At 71.9% G+C, this 17,442-nt stretch carries 12 protein-coding genes; 3 read left to right on the forward strand and 9 right to left on the reverse strand.

Annotated features, from left to right (window positions below; all coding sequences use genetic code 11):
* Window positions 1–8 precede the first annotated feature (8 nt).
* The 6 genes from H5V45_RS04140 to dxr form a co-directional block, all read right to left on the reverse strand.
* The gene (locus tag H5V45_RS04140; RefSeq protein ID WP_185251775.1) at window positions 9–1,268 is read right to left on the reverse strand and encodes an MFS transporter; all 1,260 of its coding nucleotides are present in this window, start codon (window positions 1,266–1,268) and stop codon (window positions 9–11) included.
* Window positions 1,269–1,639: 371 nt separating this feature from the next.
* Window positions 1,640–2,803: an alkaline phosphatase family protein gene (locus H5V45_RS04145; RefSeq protein ID WP_185251776.1), complete on the reverse strand. Its 1,164-nt coding sequence runs from the start codon at window positions 2,801–2,803 to the stop codon at window positions 1,640–1,642.
* Window positions 2,803–4,089 (reverse strand): alkaline phosphatase family protein, encoded by a 1,287-nt coding sequence (locus H5V45_RS04150; RefSeq protein WP_343061414.1) that lies wholly within the window; start codon window positions 4,087–4,089, stop codon window positions 2,803–2,805. Before H5V45_RS04150 ends, H5V45_RS04145 begins: the two co-directional genes overlap by 1 nt.
* Window positions 4,090–4,180: 91 nt before the next feature.
* The gene (gene ispG, locus H5V45_RS04155) at window positions 4,181–5,332 is read right to left on the reverse strand and encodes a flavodoxin-dependent (E)-4-hydroxy-3-methylbut-2-enyl-diphosphate synthase (RefSeq protein ID WP_185251778.1); all 1,152 of its coding nucleotides are present in this window, start codon (window positions 5,330–5,332) and stop codon (window positions 4,181–4,183) included.
* A 104-nt stretch (window positions 5,333–5,436) separates the two neighbouring features.
* Window positions 5,437–6,786, reverse strand: a complete 1,350-nt coding sequence (locus H5V45_RS04160; RefSeq protein ID WP_185251779.1) for a M50 family metallopeptidase — start codon at window positions 6,784–6,786, stop codon at window positions 5,437–5,439.
* Complete coding sequence (gene dxr / locus H5V45_RS04165; RefSeq protein WP_185251780.1) at window positions 6,783–7,895, reverse strand: 1-deoxy-D-xylulose-5-phosphate reductoisomerase; 1,113 nt, start codon at window positions 7,893–7,895, stop codon at window positions 6,783–6,785. Before dxr ends, H5V45_RS04160 begins: the two co-directional genes overlap by 4 nt.
* Window positions 7,896–8,052: 157 nt before the next feature.
* Between dxr and gabT the strand changes: the two genes are divergently transcribed.
* Together gabT and H5V45_RS04175 are read left to right on the forward strand one after the other, a co-directional pair.
* Window positions 8,053–9,399 (forward strand): 4-aminobutyrate--2-oxoglutarate transaminase, encoded by a 1,347-nt coding sequence (gene gabT, locus H5V45_RS04170; protein WP_185251781.1) that lies wholly within the window; start codon window positions 8,053–8,055, stop codon window positions 9,397–9,399.
* 161 nt (window positions 9,400–9,560) lie between these two features.
* A complete protein-coding gene (locus tag H5V45_RS04175) occupies window positions 9,561–11,210 on the forward strand; it encodes a calcium-binding protein (RefSeq protein WP_185251782.1) in 1,650 nt (549 codons plus the stop codon).
* Between the two features lie 89 nt (window positions 11,211–11,299).
* Here H5V45_RS04175 and H5V45_RS04180 read toward each other — a convergent pair whose 3' ends face one another.
* Window positions 11,300–12,532 (reverse strand): saccharopine dehydrogenase family protein, encoded by a 1,233-nt coding sequence (locus H5V45_RS04180; RefSeq protein WP_185251783.1) that lies wholly within the window; start codon window positions 12,530–12,532, stop codon window positions 11,300–11,302.
* A 4-nt stretch (window positions 12,533–12,536) separates the two neighbouring features.
* Window positions 12,537–13,970, reverse strand: a complete 1,434-nt coding sequence (locus H5V45_RS04185) for an aminobutyraldehyde dehydrogenase (RefSeq protein WP_185251784.1) — start codon at window positions 13,968–13,970, stop codon at window positions 12,537–12,539.
* Window positions 13,971–14,164: 194 nt separating this feature from the next.
* Here H5V45_RS04185 and H5V45_RS04190 point away from each other — a divergent pair, with 194 nt between their 5' ends.
* Window positions 14,165–15,688: a hypothetical protein gene (locus H5V45_RS04190; RefSeq protein ID WP_185251785.1), complete on the forward strand. Its 1,524-nt coding sequence runs from the start codon at window positions 14,165–14,167 to the stop codon at window positions 15,686–15,688.
* A gap of 22 nt (window positions 15,689–15,710) precedes the next feature.
* Here H5V45_RS04190 and H5V45_RS04195 read toward each other — a convergent pair whose 3' ends face one another.
* On the reverse strand, window positions 15,711–17,375 hold the full coding sequence (locus H5V45_RS04195; protein WP_185251786.1) for an amidohydrolase: 1,665 nt from the start codon (window positions 17,373–17,375) through the stop codon (window positions 15,711–15,713).
* Window positions 17,376–17,442 lie beyond the last annotated feature (67 nt).

Consider the following 17,442-nt stretch of genomic DNA (forward strand, 5'->3'; position numbering starts at 1 on the left):
TGGGGAGCCTACGCGGAGACGCTGACGGCCGGGGTGTCCTGCACCGGCGTCCGGCGGAGCGGGGACGTCCAGGCGACGAGCACGCCCACGAGGTTGACGACCGTGAAGGCCAGCATCGTCGGGCGCAGCCCCAGGGGCCCCACCACCAGACCGGCGAGGAGGGCGCCGCCGGTCCAGCCGATCCCCCAGCTCAGCATCCGGCCCGCGGTGTTGACGCGCCCGAGCAGGTGCTCGGGGGTCACCTGCTGCCGGTAGGTGATCGAGTTGATGGTCACCAGGGTGGCCGCGGCCGCCCACACCATCATCAGCGGCGCGGCCAGCCACCAGGTCTGCAGCCGCGACACGGCGATCCCGATCCCGGCGGCGACCGGCAGGGCGAGCAGCGTGATCCGCGCCGGCGTCACGAACCGCACCAGCGCGGGCAGCGACAGCGAGGCCGCGAGGCCACCGAGCGCCCACGCGGCGTACGTGACGCCGAAGCGCCAGCCGTCGGTGCCGAGCCCCAGCACACGGTCGATCCACACCACGCTGAGCGCCATGTAGCCGCCGAGCGAGACGCACTGGACGAAGCCGATGACCGTCATCGTGCGCACCCCGGGGTGGTGCACGAGGTAGTCGAGCCCCTCCCCGATGTCGCGGAAGACCTGCCGCACCGTGAGCGCGCTGCGGGCGCGGGTCGCGTCGTGCATCGGGCGGTGGATGCCCGCGATGAGCGCCGCCGACGCGGCGAAGGTGAGCGCGTCGAAGCCGAGCAGCCACGCGGGGTCGAGGACGGCCATCAGGGCCCCGACCACCGACGGCACGACGATCTCGATGACGCTCTGCACCGACCAGGTCAGGGAGTTCGCGCTCGCGATCCGGTCCCGTCCGACCAGCGTGGGGACCGCGCCGAAGACCGCCCCGTCGAAGAACACCCCGATGCTCGGGCCGACGAACGCGACGGCCAGGACGTGCGGCACGGTCACGGTGCCGAGCCAGGCGGCCAGCGGGATCGTGGCGAGGACCAAGGTGCTGAGGACGTCGGCAACGATCATCACGCGACGCCGGTCCCAGCGGTCGGTGAGCGCGCCGGAGAAGAGCCCGAGGAGGAGGTACGGCGCCGCCTCGCACCCGGCGACCAGCGCGGTCAGCCCGGCGTCGTCGCTGGTGCGGTAGACGAGGACGGGCAGCGCGATCAGCGTGGCGACGTTGCCGGCGACGCTGAGGCAGCGGGAGACGAGGTAGCGCAGGAACTGGCCGTCCCGGAGCAGGCTGTCATCGCGCGGCACTGCTCCCCCTCCCGTCGGTCCTCCCGGTCACGTGCGTCGTGCGTCCCGGTGCGGCCATCATCGCAAGGGCGGGGTGGGTGCCCCGCAGCAACCTCGATCACGCCCCCGCCGGAGGGGTGGTCCCCGGTGGTTGAGGAGGTTGCGCAGCAACCGTCTCGAAACCACCCGACCGGTCCGCATGGGGTGGTTTCGAGACAGGCGCCAGGGCGCCTTCCTCAACCACCGGGGGAAGGTGCTTCGTGCGTCGCAGCGCCGGCGGTGGTTGAGGAGGTTGCGCAGCAACCGTCTCGAAACCACCTGCCCGGTCCGTGGAGGTGGTGTCGAGACAGGCGCCGGAGCGCCGGCCTCGACCACCGCGTCGGGTGGTACGGCTACTCGTTCCAGCCGCTGTTGTAGACGTCGAGGCCGAAGGGCTGCACGTCGGCGGACCGGGCGTAGCCGAGCTTCCTCAGGTGGAAGATCTCCTCGATCGAGGCGAGCAGGCCGTAGTGGTTGTACGGCGTGGTGCTCCAGGTGTTCGGCTTGACGTACCGCGAGATCACCAGCGCGCCGATCCGGCCGCCGCCCGGGCCGAAGATGCCGGGCTGCGGGGAGTTCGGGGTGGCTCCCCCGCCGCAGCACGCGGTGGCGTCGGTCTGCGGGCCGTCGGACTCGTCGGCGGTGATGACCAGGACGCCGTTCTTCCTGAACGCCGGCGACTGCAGGATCCGCGGCACCCAGCGCTTCATGAAGGCGTTCACGGACTTCAGGCCGCCGGGGCGGCCGTCGCCGCAGGCTGTGTCGTGGCCGTCGTCGCACAGGTCCGGGGTGATGTAGACGAGGTGCGGCGTGCGCTTGGTGGAGCGCAGGTCGCGCGGGAGGGCCTTCAGCTTCACCACGTGCTGCTTGCAGTACGTCGGGTGGTCGATGATCGAGCTGAAGTAGACGAACGGGTTGTGGCGGGCGGCGTAGTAGTCGGTGTCGGTCGCCTGCTGCGTGTCGTCCTGGGTGTCGCGGACCGGGTGCTGGCAGTTGGTCCGCATGTCCTGCATGTAGCCCTTCCACCGCAGGTGCTTCCGCGTCATCTGCCGCGGCAGGCTGCGCACGTTCTTCGGGAAGACGCAGCCACGGCCCACCGCCTGCTGCGGCGCCTGGGTGCCGGTCTGCGTGAAGGTCGGGAAGTTCTGGCAGTCGGCCTGCATGTCGGGGTTCACGCCCTGGCCGGAGATCTGCGCGATGTAGTTGCCCTGCGAGTTGTGCGCGGTGCCGAAGTACTGGTTGAGCAGCACGCCCTTGCGGCGCAGCTGCTTCGCGAGGTACGGCGCCTCGGAGCCGGGGCCCCAGGTCTTGTCGTAGCCCTTGTTCTCGATGTTGATGACGAAGACGTGCTTGATCTTCGGGACGTACGCCGCGGTGCCGCGCGCCGGCGAGGCCGGAGCGGACGCGGCGACGGCGGCGGTCACCGGAGCGGCCTGGCGGGGCGCGGCGTCGGCCGGCGGCAGCGCCAGCGCGAGGGCCAGGCCCACGAGGACGAGGAGTCGGGTGTGGCGGTTCATCAGCTGGGGAGCTCCCATCCGTGGGCGAGGGCGAGCTCGCGGAGCGCACCCCACTCGGCGTACTCGGAGCCGCCCTCCTCGGCCTCCTGCGTGGGGCAGGAGGTCGGGACGACAGGGGCGACGGTGTAGGTGGGTGAGGCGGTGTTCGGTGCCGTCGAGAAGTTCAGGACCTCGGCGATGTTGCGGGCCTTGCGGTCCCGCGGCGTCAGGGGCTTGAGCCCCCAGCGCCACTCGATCATCCGGAGCACCGAGGTGTGGTCGTAGACGTGGTGGGAGACGTGGCCGCGGCGGGCCAGCGGGGAGATCATCAGGGTGGGCACCCGGAAGCCGCGCAGCGAGGTCTTCTTCGAGACGTCCGGGGCGTGGCCGGGCGCGACGTGGTCGAAGAAGCCGCCCCACTCGTCGTAGGTGATGACGAGGACGGTCTTCTCCCAGCCCGGCCCGTTGCGGACGGCGTCGTACACCTGGTTGAGGAAGCCCTGGCCGGCGCGGATGTCGGCGTGCGGGTGATCGTCGTTCGAGGTGCCGGACTCCTCGTCGGTGAACTTCGGGTCGACGAACGAGACCGCGGGCAGGGTGCCGGCGGCGGCGTCGGTGAGGAACTGCTCGAAGTGCTTCGAGATGTCGAGGTGCTTGGTGTACCAGAGCGCGGTGAAGGGGACGTCGCTGTAGTAGTAGGTGTGCGAGACGCCCTTGTCGGCGCAGCGGTCCCAGATCGTCGGCATCGTCGCCTGGTCGGTGTTGTTGTGCAGCCGGTCGGTCTGCGCCGCGTGCATGTAGAAGCGGTTGGGGTAGGTCTCGGCCATCACCGCGGAGAAGTAGCGGTCGAACGTCGTCCAGTCCTGGGCGGCGTGACCGGTGAACTCCAGGTCCGCCTTCTCGTAGTACCCGATCGCCTGCAGGTCGTTGCGTCCCGAGCGGAGGAACCCGTCGCACTTCCCGCCGTTGAGCTGGATCCGGCCGCCCTCGTAGGAGTGGTCGGGGTCGAAGAACCCGCAGCTGTCGAAGTCGGTCAGGTGGTGGGTGGCGTGCTTGACGCCGTAGCGGTCGCGGTAGGTCAGGCCGGCCTGCCGGCCGTCGGCGCCGGGCAGCCAGCCGAGGTAGTGGTCGAAGGAGCGGTTCTCCATCATCACCACGACCACGTGTTCGATGCCGGACTGGCCGGGGGCCGGGAGGACGGTGGCGGCGGAGGCCGCCTCTTCGGGCCACCAGCGGGTGGCACCGGCGGCGGCGGCCAGGCCGGTGGCCCCCGCTGCGCCGAGGAGCTGTCTGCGGGAGATCGTCACGTCAGCACTCAACACCCGGGACCGCCGGGAGTCACGCGTTCCCGCCGAAATCCACCTGCTGTTTGCCTGACCGCGGCATCCCGGCGGTGGATCAGGAGACGGAGACCTCGGCGGAGGCGCCGTCCACGGCCTCCATGCCCTCGGCGATCCGCATGGCCTCCTCGATCAGGGTCTCGACGATCTGCGACTCGGGGACGGTCTTGATGACCTCGCCGCGGACGAAGATCTGGCCCTTGCCGTTGCCGGACGCGACGCCCAGGTCGGCCTCGCGGGCCTCGCCCGGACCGTTGACGACGCAGCCCATGACGGCCACGCGCAGCGGCACCTCGAGCCCGTCGAGCCCGGCGGTGACCTCCTCGGCCAGCTTGTAGACGTCGACCTGCGCGCGCCCGCAGGACGGGCAGGAGACGATCTCGAGCTTGCGCGGGCGCAGGTTGAGCGACTGCAGGATCTGGATGCCGACCTTGACCTCCTCGACCGGGGGCGCCGAGAGCGAGACGCGGATCGTGTCGCCGATGCCCTGGCTGAGCAGCGCGCCGAAGGCGGTCGCGGACTTGATCGTGCCCTGGAACGCCGGGCCGGCCTCGGTCACGCCGAGGTGCAGCGGCCAGTCGCCGGCCTCGGCGAGCAGCTCGTAGGCGCGCACCATCACGACCGGGTCGTTGTGCTTGACCGAGATCTTGAAGTCGTGGAAGTCGTGCTCCTCGAAGAGCCCCGCCTCCCAGACGGCCGACTCGACGAGCGCCTCGGGCGTGGCCTTGCCGTACTTGTCCATGATCCGCTTGTCGAGGCTGCCGGCGTTGACGCCGATCCGGATCGAGGTGCCGCGGTCCTTGGCCGCCCGGGCGATCTCCTTGACCTGGTCGTCGAACTTGCGGATGTTGCCGGGGTTGACGCGTACGGCGGCGCAGCCGGCGTCGATCGCGGCGTAGACGTACTTCGGCTGGAAGTGGATGTCCGCGATGACCGGGATCTGCGAGTGCTGGGCGATCTCGGCAAGCGCGTCGGCGTCGTCCTGGCTGGGGCACGCCACGCGGACGATGTCGCAACCGGTCGCGGTCAGCTCGGCGATCTGCTGCAGGGTCGCGTTCACGTCGGAGGTCAGCGTCGTCGTCATCGACTGCACCGAGACCGGCGACTCGCTGCCGACCCCGACCTTGCCGACCTTGATCTGGCGGGTGGGGCGGCGCGGGGCGAGGACGGGCGGCGGGGCCGACGGCATCCCCAGGTTGATCTCGGTCATGCTCGCAAGGCTACTGCCGGTCTCGATACGGTCGCTGCGCGACCTACTCGACCAACGAGCCGACGGTCGCTGCGCGACCTACTCGACCACCGAGCGGCGCCCGGTCACGAGTCGATGTGGAGAGGGACGACCAGGTCCCCGACGATCAGCACGAGCCCCATCACCAGCAGCAGGGACGCGACGCCGTACGCGATGGGGAGCAGCCGGGCCACGTCGACGTACCCGGGGTCGGGGCGGCCTCGGAGGCGGGCGAAGCCGCGGCGGATCGCCTCCCAGAGCGCCCCGGCGATGTGGCCGCCGTCGAGCGGCAGCAGCGGGATGAAGTTGAACATCCCGATGAAGAAGTTGAAGCCGCCGATGAGCATCAGCAGGAAGACGGCCTTGTCGGCGAGCGGGAAGGCCTTCTCCGACACGGTCTCGCCGGCCAGGCGACCGCCGCCGACGATGCTGACGGGACTGTCCTTGGCCCGCTCCTTGACCCCGACGATCGCCTCGGCGACGCCCCAGACCTTCACGGGCAGCGAGCCGAGCGCGACGACGGTGTCCTTGGTCATCACGCCCATCTGGTCGAGCGTGTAGATCGGTCCGCCGTGCGCGATCTCGGCCGTCGGCGTCATGCCCAGGAAGCCGACCTGGACGAGGGTGTCGTCGGTGGCCGAGGTCGGGCGGAGCGAGACGGTGGTGTTCGTGGTGAGGGTCGTCTCCTGGCCATCGCGCAGGATGGTGAGGACCGCGCGGCCGTCGTCGTTGCCGCGGATCAGCTTCTGCAGCTGGGTCCAGTCCTCGATCCGGGTGCCGTTGAAGGCCACGATCTCGTCGCCGGCCCGCAGGCCCGCCTGCTTGGCCGGGGTGACCGGGTCGTCCTTGGTGCACACCCGACCGTCCTCGCTGGCCGGGACGACGCAGGCCTCGACGCTGTCGACGACCGGGGAGATCCGCACGTCGCTGGGGTTGCCGTAGGTGCTGAACACGATGAGGAAGAGGACGAACGCGATCAGGATGTTGACCGTCGGCCCGCCCGCCATCACGATCACCTTCTTCCACCACGGCATCTTGTAGAAGAGCCGGTCGGAGTCGGCGGGCGTGATCGTCTCCCACTCGGCCGCGCGGGCGTCCGAGATGAGCTGGGTGAACATGCCGGTGTTGGACTTGCGGACCTTGACGACCCGCTCGCCGTTCGCGTCGACGGTGACCTCCTCGGCGAGGTCCTCCGCGCCGGGCGGCAGCATGCCGACGATCTTGACGTAGCCGCCGAGCGGGATCGCCTTGACGCCGTACTCCGTCTCGCCGACCTGCTTGCTCCACACGGTGGGGCCGAAGCCGATGAAGTACTGCGTGACCTTCCCGCCGAACTTCTTCGCCGGGATCATGTGGCCGAGCTCGTGCAGGCCGATCGACACCAGGATGGAGCCGAAGAAGAGGACGACGCCCAGGGCGTAGTAGACGGCGGTCATCGAGCGTCCTCTCCGGTCGGGCCCGCGATCAGGGCCCTGGCAGCATCACGCGCCCAGGCGTCGGCGGCGAGGACGTCGTCGACACGCAGGTGCTCCGTCGAGGGTACGTCGTGGGCCCCGAGGACCGCGGCCACCGTGTCGACGATGCCGGTGAACGGGAGCCGGCCGGTGCGGAACGCCTCCACGCAGACCTCGTTCGCCGCGTTGTAGACGGCCGGGGCGGTCCCACCGGCCTCGCCCGCCCGGCGGGCCAGCGCGACCGCCGGGAAGGCCTCGCCGTCGAGCGGGAAGAACTCCCACGTCTCTGCTCGGGTCCAGTCGACCGGGGGTGCCGCGTCGGGCACCCGGTCGGGCCACGCGAGGCCGAGCGCGATCGGGATCATCATCGTGGGCGGGCTCGCCTGGACGAGCGTCGAGCCGTCGACGAACTCCACCATCGAGTGCACGACGCTCGTCGGGTGCACGACGACCTCGATCCGGTCGAAGGGGATCCCGAAGAGCAGGTGCGCCTCGATCACCTCGAGGCCCTTGTTGACCAGCGTCGCCGAGTTGATCGTGATGACCGGGCCCATGTCCCACGTCGGGTGGTTCAGCGCCTGCTCGGGCGTGACCTGCGTCAGCTCGTCGCGCGTGCGGCCGCGGAACGGTCCGCCACTCGCGGTGAGCACGAGGCGTCGTACCTCCTGCGGCGTGCCGCCGCGCAGGCACTGTGCGATCGCCGAGTGCTCGGAGTCGACCGGGACGATCTGGCCGGGCTTCGCCCGCTCCAGCACCAGCGGACCGCCCATGATCAGCGACTCCTTGTTGGCGAGCGCGAGCGTGGTGCCGGCGTCGAGCGCGGCCAGGGTCGGCCGCAGGCCCACCGCGCCGGTGATGCCGTTGAGGACGACGTCGGCGGGGCGGCCCGCGGCCTCGACCGAGGCGTCCTCGCCGAGGCCGGAGTACGCCGGGGCGAACTCCTCCACCTGGCGCTCGAAGAGCTCCGGGTTGGACCCGCCGGCCGTGAGGCCGACGACGCGGAACCGGTCGGGGTTGGCGCGGACGAGGTCCAGCGCCTGGGTGCCGATGGAGCCGGTCGAGCCGAGGACGACGAGGTCACGGGGAGTCACGGAGCCATCCTCCCGCAGCCCGCCACCGGGGCGCGTCCGCCTCCCGTGCGGACGATCCGGAATCCACGGACGGGAACCCACGCGATCCGTCGTCACAGGCGTCCTCGACGATGGATTCCGTCGCGACAGGTGGGCCCTCGTGGCCTATTCTGGCGCCATGACCTCCCTCGAGCACACCGGCGGCCCGTCCCTCCCCCAGGAGCGTCGCCTCGTCACCGCGATCCCCGGGCCCGGCTCGCTCGAGCGGCTCGACCGCAAGAAGGCCTTCGTCGCCGACGGGGTCGGCACGACGCTGCCGGTCTTCGTCGTCGCGGCCGGCGGCGGCGTGATCGTCGACGTCGACGGCAATTCGCTCATCGACCTGGGGTCCGGCATCGCCGTGGTCTCGGTCGGCAACGCCGCGGACAGCGTCGTACGCCGGGTGCAGGAGCAGGTCGCCGCGTTCACGCACACCTGCTTCATGGTCACGCCGTACGACGGCTACGTCGACGTGTGCGAGCAGCTCGCCGAGCTGACGCCGGGCGAGCACGCCAAGAAGACCGCGCTCTTCAACTCGGGTGCCGAGGCGGTCGAGAACGCCGTCAAGATCGCCCGCGTGGCGACCGGCCGGGACGCAGTGGCGGTCTTCGACCACGCCTACCACGGCCGCACCAACCTCACGATGGCGATGACGGCCAAGAACATGCCGTACAAGAACGGCTTCGGGCCGTTCGCCGGCGAGGTCTACCGCGCCCCGATGTCCTACCCCTTCCGCGACGGGCTGTCGGGCGCCGACGCCGCGGCCCGCGCGATCGACGTGCTCGAGAAGCAGGTCGGGTCCGACAACCTCGCCTGCGTGGTGATCGAGCCGATCCAGGGCGAGGGCGGCTTCGTGGTCCCCGCGCCCGGCTTCCTGCCGGCGCTCGCCGCCTGGTGCACCGCGAACGGCGTGATCTTCATCGCCGACGAGATCCAGTCCGGTTTCTGCCGCACCGGCGACTGGTTCGCCTCCGACGACGAGGGCGTCGTGCCCGACCTGGTCACGACCGCCAAGGGCATCGCCGGCGGCCTCCCCCTCGCCGGCGTCACCGGCCGCGCCGACCTCATGGACGCCGTGCACGTGGGCGGCCTCGGCGGGACGTACGGCGGCAACCCGATCGCCTGCGCCGCCGCGCTCGGTGCGATCGAGGAGATGCGCGGCCACGACCTGCCGGCCCGGGCCCGCGAGATCGGCGCGGTGATGCACTCGCGGCTGACCGCCCTGCAGGAGGAGTACGCCGTGATCGGCGACCTCCGCGGACGCGGCGCCATGATGGCGATCGAGCTGTGCGAGCCGGGCACCACGACGCCGGACGCCGCGCGGGCGGCCGCCGTGGCGGCGTACTGCCACAGCCAGGGCGTCGTCGTCCTCACCTGCGGCACCTGGGGCAACGTCTTCCGCTTCCTGCCGCCGCTGTCGATCTCCGACGCGCTGCTGCACGAGGCGTTCGACGTCGTCGCGGAGGCGTTCGCCTCGACCAGCTGAGCCACCGGGCACGCGCTGTCGTCGGCGCGACCCGGGACGTCATGCGATCCGGTTGTCAGGGCAACCACATCGCAGGACGTCCCGAGGTGACCTACCGTGGGCGAACCACGGGGGCCTCGCGAGCATCGGATCCGACGTCACCACGACTCGGGAGAGACTCCATGCGCCTCGCCACCTCGCTCACCACCGCCCTCGCCACGGCCGTCCTCGGCACCCCCGTGGCGGTCGGGCTGTCCTCACCCGCGGCGGCCGTCGGCGACAACGTGTGCGCGCTGACCGCCCCGCACCACCTGCAGGTCACGCTCCCCCGCCGCGTCGACGTCACGATCGACCGGGACCACGGACGTGTGCGGGTCTCCGACCACACCTGCAGCGCGGACGGGCACCCGGTGCGTGTCGCCGACCTCGCCGCGCTCGCCGTACGCGTCGTCCGGTCTCCGGAGGTCACCGGGGAGACGGTGCGGCTCCCCGACGTGGTCGCGTGGCGGAGCGACCAGGCGGCGGCCACGTCGGGCCGGGTGCGGGTCCGGGTCGACCTCGGCCGCACCGACTACCGCCACGACGACAGGACCACGCACAAGTTCGACCGCGTCGTCGTCGGCGGTACGCCGCGTGCCGACGCCTGGCACGTCGTGCAGGACGACCGGGGCTCGTCGGTGTCCTTCGACGAGAGCGCCGACCGCGAGGTCGCGGTCGGCGGGGCGATCCTGCGCCTGGCCACCGGCGACGGGGACGACACCGTCGACCTGGACGCCGGCGACGGCGGCTACCCCACCGACAACCAGCCGGCCGAGGTCAGCACGGGTCGCGGCGCCGACGTCGTGCACACGGCCAGCGTCGAGCTCCACCGTGCGGACCTCGGCGCCGGACCGGACGTCGTGGAGATCACCGAGCGCGACGGCAAGGGAGCGGGCGACGCCTTCGTCCGCCCCGGCTACGGCGACGACGCCGTCACCGTGACGTCCCCCGCCCGTGTCGGGATCGACGCCGAGCGGACCTCCGACGGACGCGACACGCTCACCCTGCCGCCGCTGCCGGACGGCTACGACCCGACCACGACCACGGACCCGGTGCAGGTCTCGTGGAGCTATCGCCGCCGCACGACGCCGGTGTCGGTCACGACGGACGGCGTGGCCGACGACGGGGCACCCGGCGAGGGTGACGACGTCCCGACCCGCACGATCTCGGTCTCGGGAGGGCATGCGGACGACACGATCGACACGCGCCGGTCGACGGCCGCCGGACCGCAGAGCTACCACTCGATCTTCGGCAACGGAGGGGCGGACGACATCACGACCAGCCCGTGGCTGGACGCCGTGCAAGCCGGAGCCGGCGACGACCACGTCACCGTGGTCGGAACGGCCGCCCAGACGTCGTTGGACGGCGCGGACACGGTCTACGCCGACGCCGGCGCCGACGTGGTGGTCGGCAGCGCCGCTGCCGAGTCCGTCGACGGCGGGCCCGGAGACGATCTCGTCCAGGGCCACGGCGGCGACGACAGCCTCACCGGCGGTCGCGGCGACGACGTCCTCCACGGTGGTGACGGCGACGACCAGCTCGGCGACTCCACGTCGTACAACCCGCCCGGCAGCACGCGCGGCGACCTCGACGTCGCCTTCGGTGGTGCCGGCGACGACTACTTCGGCTACCCGACGACCGACCACGACCGGCTCACGGTCGTCGGCGGCGCGGGCGACGACCTGTTCAGCGTCCGGAACGGACTGCGGGACCGGGTGCGGGGTGGTGCCGGTGACGACGAGGCGTACGCCGACGCCCAGGACGTGCTGAGGAGCATCGAGACCCGGCACTGACGGCGCCGCGGGCCGGCCCGCAGGACGTCATACGGACGGAGCAAGCCCCTCCACCGACCGTATGGCGTCCCGAGGCGCCGATGCTGCGCTCAGGCCTCGAGCTCCTGGATCCCCCACGGGCTGCCGTACTCCGTCAGCAGGTCGAGGAACGGCACGGCGTCGAACGCCTCCGGGCCGAGCACGCCGGCGCCCGACCAGGTGCCGTTCGCGATCAGCTCCAGCGCGACGACCGGGTTGACCGCGGTCTGCCAGACGACGCACTGGTGGCCGTACTCGCGCATCGACCACTCGTTGTCGACGACGTGGTGGAGGTACGTCGAGCGCGGCTGCCCGTCCTTGCCGGTGCCGGTGACCCAGAGGCCGGCGCAGGTCTTGCCGGTCATCTTCGGGCCGATGGTGGCGGGGTCGGGCAGGCAGGCGGCAACCACGTCGCGCGGCGACACCTCGACGCCCTTGACCCGGACCTTCTCGGTGCTGTCGAGCCCGAGGGTGTGCAGCACCTTGAGGATGGTGATGAACTCGTCGCCGAGGCCGTACTTGAACGTCGCGCGCTTGCAGTCGACCCAGCGCGGCATCAGGAGCACCTCCTCGTGCTCGACGTTCACGCACTCGACCGGCCCGATCCCCTCGGGGAAGTCGAAGACCTCGGGCTCGGAGAACGGCGCGGTGGTGAACCAGCCGCCGTCGACGTCCTCGCGCGCCTTCTCGTAGACCACCGGCGGGTTGAGGCACTCCTCGATCGTGGTCCACATCGAGAACGACGGCGCGAACATCTCGTTGCCGTCGTCATCGGTGACCACGAGGTTGGCCCCGTCGCGGGTGCCGAGCTCCTCGATCTCGCTGAAGAGGTGGTCGGCGGCGTACCGCGCGAAGACGTCGGACAGCCCGGGCTCCACACCGATGCCGACCAGCGCGAGCCGACCGCTCGCCTCCCAGTCCGCGGCCTTGGCGAACTGCTCGTCGCCGAGCTTCACGCCGACCTTCTCGTACGGCGACTCCGGGTGCGGGCGCGACAGCGACATCGCCATGTCCACGTAGTCGGCGCCCGCGGCGTACGCGCCGTCGAAGAGCGCCATGTTGAAGACCGGATCGACGGCGTTCATCACGTGGCTGATCCGGTGCTCGCGGCAGACCGCCTCGACGGCGGCCGCGTCGGAGGCGTCGATGCGCACCCCGACGTACCGCTCGTCGACGGCGGCGGCCGCCTGCGCCTTGGCCTCGTCGTAGTCGGCGACCACGACCTGCTCGAAGAAGTCGCGGCGGGCGGCGATGGCGGCGAACGCGCCGCCGACGCCGCCGGCACCGACCAGAAGGATCCTCATCGCTTCACTCACCCGTGTAGCTCATGACGTGCTTGATCCGGGTGTAGTCCTCGAAGCCGTACATGGAGAGGTCCTTGCCGTAGCCGGAGTGCTTGAAGCCGCCGTGGGGCATCTCGGAGACGAACGGGATGTGGGTGTTGATCCAGACGGCGCCGAAGTCGAGCTTGCGCGACATCCGCATGGCGCGGGCGTGGTCCTTGGTCCAGACGCTGGAGGACAGGCCGAACGGCACGTCGTTGGCCCAGGTGAGCGCCTCGGCCTCGTCGCTGAACTTCTGGACGGTCATCACCGGGCCGAAGATCTCGGTCTGGATCTGCTCGTCGGCCTGCCGCAGCCCGGAGAGCACGGTGGGCTCGTAGAAGTAGCCCTTCTCCCCCTTGCGGGCGCCGCCGGTCTGGATGCTGGCGTGGTCGGGCAGCCGGTCGACCAGGCCGCTGACGTGAGCGAGCTGGTTGGCGTTGTTCAGCGGGCCGTAGTACGTCGCCTCGTCGTCCGGCATCCCGGTCGGCATGCCCTTCGCGGCCTCCGCGAGGGCGGCGACGAACTCGTCGTGGACGCCGGCCTGCACGAGGACCCGGGTGGCGGCGGTGCAGTCCTGGCCGGCGTTGAACAACCCGGCGCCGGCGATGCCCTCGGCCGCGGCCGCGATGTCGGCGTCGTCGAAGACCACGCACGGGGCCTTGCCGCCCAGCTCGAGGTGCACGCGCTTGAGGTCGTGCGAGGCGGCCTCGGCGACCTGCATGCCGGCGCGCACCGAGCCGGTGATGGCGACCATCTGCGGGGTCTTGTGCGACACCAGCGCCCGGCCGGTGTCGCGGTCGCCGCAGACGACGTTGAGCACGCCCGGCGGCAGGAACTCCTGGGCCAGCTCGGCGAGCAGCGTCGAGCTCGCCGGCGTGGTGTCGCTGGGCTTGAGGACGACGGTGTTGCCGGCCGCGAGCGCGGGCGCGATCTTCCAGATCATCATCAGCAGCGGGTAGTTCCACGGCGTCACCTGCCCGACGACGCCGATCGGCTCGCGGCGGACGAAGGAGGTGTGGTCGGCCATGTACTCGCCCGCCGCCTTGCCCTCGAGCAGGCGGGCGGCGCCGGCGAAGAACTTGAAGTGGTCCGAGGCGTACGGCATCTCCTCGGACATGGTCAGCCCGATCGGCTTGCCGGTGTCGCGGCACTCGACCGCGTTGATCTCGTCGACGCGGTCCTCGATGGCGCGGGCGATGTTCAGCAGGGCGTTGGACCGGTCCTGCGGCGTGGCGTAGCCCCAGCCCTCGAACGCCGCGTCGGCCGCGGCGTACGCCCGGTCGACGTCCTCGTCGCCGGACTTCGGTGCCTGCGCGTAGACCTCGCCCGTGGTCGGGTCGATGACGTCGTACGTCTCCCCCGATGCCGCCGGGACGAGCTCGCCGTTGATGACGTTCTGGAACGTCGTGTCTGCCATGGGTCCGGACCTCCGGGTGTCGTCTGCGGTGCGCCGAGCCTAACCACCGCGCAACGGAATCTGTAGGCCCGCGGGCGGTGAATTCGCGAATTCCGTGGTGTGGCCTGCCCGGCACCGCCGAAATCGGGGCGAACTTCTCCGTCGGTCCGGTCATCTGACACGGTGACCGACTCCTCGGACCGGAAGTGCCCCCCATGCTGCTCCGCCCCCTCGCCCTCACCGTCGCGGCCCTCGCGACCACCCTCGCGACGTTCGCCGCCCCTCCGGCCCCGGCCCACGCCCGGGCGGACATCGAGCCGCCCCTCAACGACTGCTGGGCGACGTACTACGCACGTGCTGCGGAGCCACGACCCGACGTCACGAGCGTGTCCTTCTCGCCCCGGACCGTCGACGTGTCCGCCGGCCCGGCAACCGTGGAGGTCGTCGTCGAGGTGGGGCCTCCCGAGGCGAAGGTGGTCAGCGCGTCCGCCTCGTTCACGACCGAGGTGACGTCCCGCGGTCGCACCAAGCCCGGCTTCGGGTTCGCCTCTCTCTCGCCCGATCCTGCGGACAGCCACCGGCTGACCGGCACCCTCACGGTGCCGCAGGGGGCGAGCGACTACCACCTGGACGTTGTCTCCGCCGTCGACGACCAGGGGCGCCCCGGTCAGGAGATGACGTTCACGGACGACGACCCGGCCGCACTCGTGACGGTGACGTCCCCGCCGGACACCGCGAAGCCCGTGATCGACTCGTTCACCGTCTCGCCGGCCTCGGTCGACACCACGCGGCACAGCCAGGTGGTGACCTTCACCGCCCACGTGCACGACGAGGGGTCGGGCGTCGCCGAGGTCACCACCGAGGCCCTCGGTCGCGAGCCCGTCAGCCTCGCGCCCACCGACGACCCGGCGGTCTGGGCCGGCACCACGACGATCCCGCGGTTCCTGGGCCGTCAGACCTGGCGCTGGGGGCTGGTGGCGACGGACAGAGCGAAGAACCTCGGCGGGACGCCTGCCTCGGACGACCTCCAGCACCGGACGGTGTCGATCTCCAGCGGGCCACGGGACCGGACGGCGCCGCGACTCAGCGGGCTGAGCACGTCCCCGCGACCGCTCGACGTCCGCGAGAAGGACGGCGAGCTCGTCATCCGCGCGCACGTCACCGACGCTGACTCCGGCGTGCGCCAGGTCTCGGCGAGCGTCGGCGGGACGGGGAGCCCGCGCTACGCGCCCCTGGAGCTGGTCTCGGGAACCCTGCACGACGGCGTCTGGAGGGCGCGGGTCGCCATCACCACCTGCGTGGGCGGGACCGACACCCTCCGCGTGCTGGTGACGGCCGAGGACGGCCTCTACAACCGACGCGTGGCCGACGTGCCGTTCCGGGTGCTCGCCCACGACCGCCTGGCACCCGAGTTCCGGTCCGTCACCCGCCCCCGGACCCCCCGCCAGGACATCGTGGTCACGTTCACCGAGCCCGTCATGAACGTCGCCGGCCCGGATGTCGCGCTCATCCGGGCGACGAGCCGGGCCCAGCGCGTGGACGGGGCCTGGCGCTGCTTCAACGGGCACCGGCGCGTCGGGTGCGTCACCGGCAGGGTGCTGCGCGCGGTCTTCGACCCCAGCGACCGTCTCCGACCCGGGTACTACTACCTGGTGACGGACTCGAAGGGCCGGCACCCGGTCCGCGACCGTGCCGGCAACCCGATCACTGCGTCGCGAGGCATCCAGGTGGACCCGTGAGAGGCGCAACGGATCGGGACGGCTAGTCCGGACCCGGCCCCGGGAAGACGCGGACTCCCTCGACCCAGGTGGACACCACCCGCGTCGCCCCGATCTCCTCGGGCGGGCCGGCGAAGGGGTCGCGGTCGAGCACGACGAGGTCCGCGACGGCCCCCGGCGCGAGGACGCCGGCGTCGTCGCGGTGGTTGATCCACGCCGAGCCGGAGGTGTACGCCGCGAACGCGGTGGTCAGGTCGACGGCCTGCTCGGGGAGGAAGGCCTCGGTGCCGGCCCGGCCGGGGTCGCCGTGGGTGGTGCGGGTGACCGCGGTGTGGATCGCGGCCAGCGGGTCGGGGGTGCTGACCGGCCAGTCCGAGCCCATGACCAGCCGCGCGCCGGCTCGGTGCAGCGCGCCGAAGGGGTACTGCCAGGCGCTCCGCTCCGGCCCCAGGAACGGCAGCGTCAGCTCGGTCATCTGCTCGTCGAGGCAGGCCCACAGCGCCTGGGCGTTCGCGGCGACGCCGAGCTCCGCGAAGCGTGCGACGTCGTCGGGGTGGACCAGCTGCAGGTGGGCCACGTGGTGGCGCAGGTCGCCGCCGGGGCGGGCTCCCGCGCCGGCGGCCGCCAGCGCGTCGAGCGCCTCCCGCGCGCCGCGGTCCCCGATGGCGTGCACGTGGATCTGGAAGCCGGCGTCGACCAGCGCGGCGGCGTACTCCCGCAGCGCGAGCGGGTCGACGAACGAGTGCCCGGTGTTCGTGGTCGCGTGGCCGCAGCGGTCGAGGTAGGGCGCGGTCAGGGCCGCGGTGCCGTTCTCCGCGACGCCGTCCTGCATCACCTTGACGCTGGTCGCGTGGAAGCGGCCGCGCGAGTAGGCAGCGCGACGCGCCACCAGGTCGGGCACCTGCTCGAGGCCGCGGTCGCGGTCCCACCACAGCGCGCCGACGACGTACGCCGTGAGGTCGCCGCGGTCGTCCGCCCGGCGGTAGACCGGGCCGGGGTCGTCCATGCCGGCGTACGCCCCGACGATCGCGTCCTGCCAGCCCGTCACCCCGAGGGAGTGCAGGTAGGACTGCCCGGCGAGGAGGGCCGCGTCGTACTCCCCGTCGCTGGTCGGCGGGACGTGCCGCGCCACGACCGCCATCGCGCCCTCGTGCAGCGTCCCGGTCGGGACGCCGTCGGGACCGCGCTCGAAGCGACCGTGCGGCGGGTCCGGGGTGTCGGCGCCGACGCCGGCGAGCTCGAGGGCACGCGAGTTGACCCAGGCGCCGTGGTGGTCGCGGTTGGGCAGGAAGACCGGGCGGTCGCGCACGACCGTGTCGAGGTCGGCCGCCGTGGGCGCACCGCCCGGGAAGGCCGACATCGCCCATCCCCCGCCGAGGATCCACGGCAGGTGCGGGTGGGCGGCGGCGTACGCCGCGATCGTGGCGAGGTACTCCTCACGGGTCTCGCCCCCGGACAGGTCGCACCGGATCCGCTCGAGCCCGCCCTGGACGGCGTGGACGTGCGCGTCCACGAAGCCCGGCGCCAGCAGCCCGCCGGCGAGGTCGACCACCTCGACGTCGCCGTCCGGGGAGGTTGCCCTGGCAACCGTCTCGAAACCACCCCGCACGACCTCCACGATCCGCCCGTCCCGGACGACGACGGCCCCGGGACCGAGGTGGCGCCGCCCGTCGAAGAGGGTGCCGTTGCGGAGGACCACCGTGCTCATGCGCGCCAGTCAAGCAGCGCGGGGGCGTGAGGTCACGCACAAATCCGCCTCCGAACGACGGAATCCG

This window comes from Nocardioides luti (assembly GCF_014212315.1).
Classification (GTDB): Bacteria; Actinomycetota; Actinomycetes; order Propionibacteriales; family Nocardioidaceae; genus Nocardioides; species Nocardioides luti.

Bases quoted from the DNA above. Each gene is read 5' to 3' on its own strand.
- H5V45_RS04180 (WP_185251783.1), bottom strand. From the start codon at position 12,532: ATGAGGATCCTTCTGGTCGGTGCCGGCGGCGTCGGCGGCGCGTTCGCC.
- H5V45_RS04145 (WP_185251776.1), bottom strand. From the start codon at position 2,803: ATGAACCGCCACACCCGACTCCTCGTCCTCGTGGGCCTGGCCCTCGCG.
- gabT (WP_185251781.1), top strand. From the start codon at position 8,053: ATGACCTCCCTCGAGCACACCGGCGGCCCGTCCCTCCCCCAGGAGCGT.
- H5V45_RS04160 (WP_185251779.1), bottom strand. From the start codon at position 6,786: ATGACCGCCGTCTACTACGCCCTGGGCGTCGTCCTCTTCTTCGGCTCC.
- H5V45_RS04175 (WP_185251782.1), top strand. From the start codon at position 9,561: ATGCGCCTCGCCACCTCGCTCACCACCGCCCTCGCCACGGCCGTCCTC.
- H5V45_RS04185 (WP_185251784.1), bottom strand. From the start codon at position 13,970: ATGGCAGACACGACGTTCCAGAACGTCATCAACGGCGAGCTCGTCCCG.
- H5V45_RS04190 (WP_185251785.1), top strand. From the start codon at position 14,165: ATGCTGCTCCGCCCCCTCGCCCTCACCGTCGCGGCCCTCGCGACCACC.
- H5V45_RS04195 (WP_185251786.1), bottom strand. From the start codon at position 17,375: ATGAGCACGGTGGTCCTCCGCAACGGCACCCTCTTCGACGGGCGGCGC.
- ispG (WP_185251778.1), bottom strand. From the start codon at position 5,332: ATGACCGAGATCAACCTGGGGATGCCGTCGGCCCCGCCGCCCGTCCTC.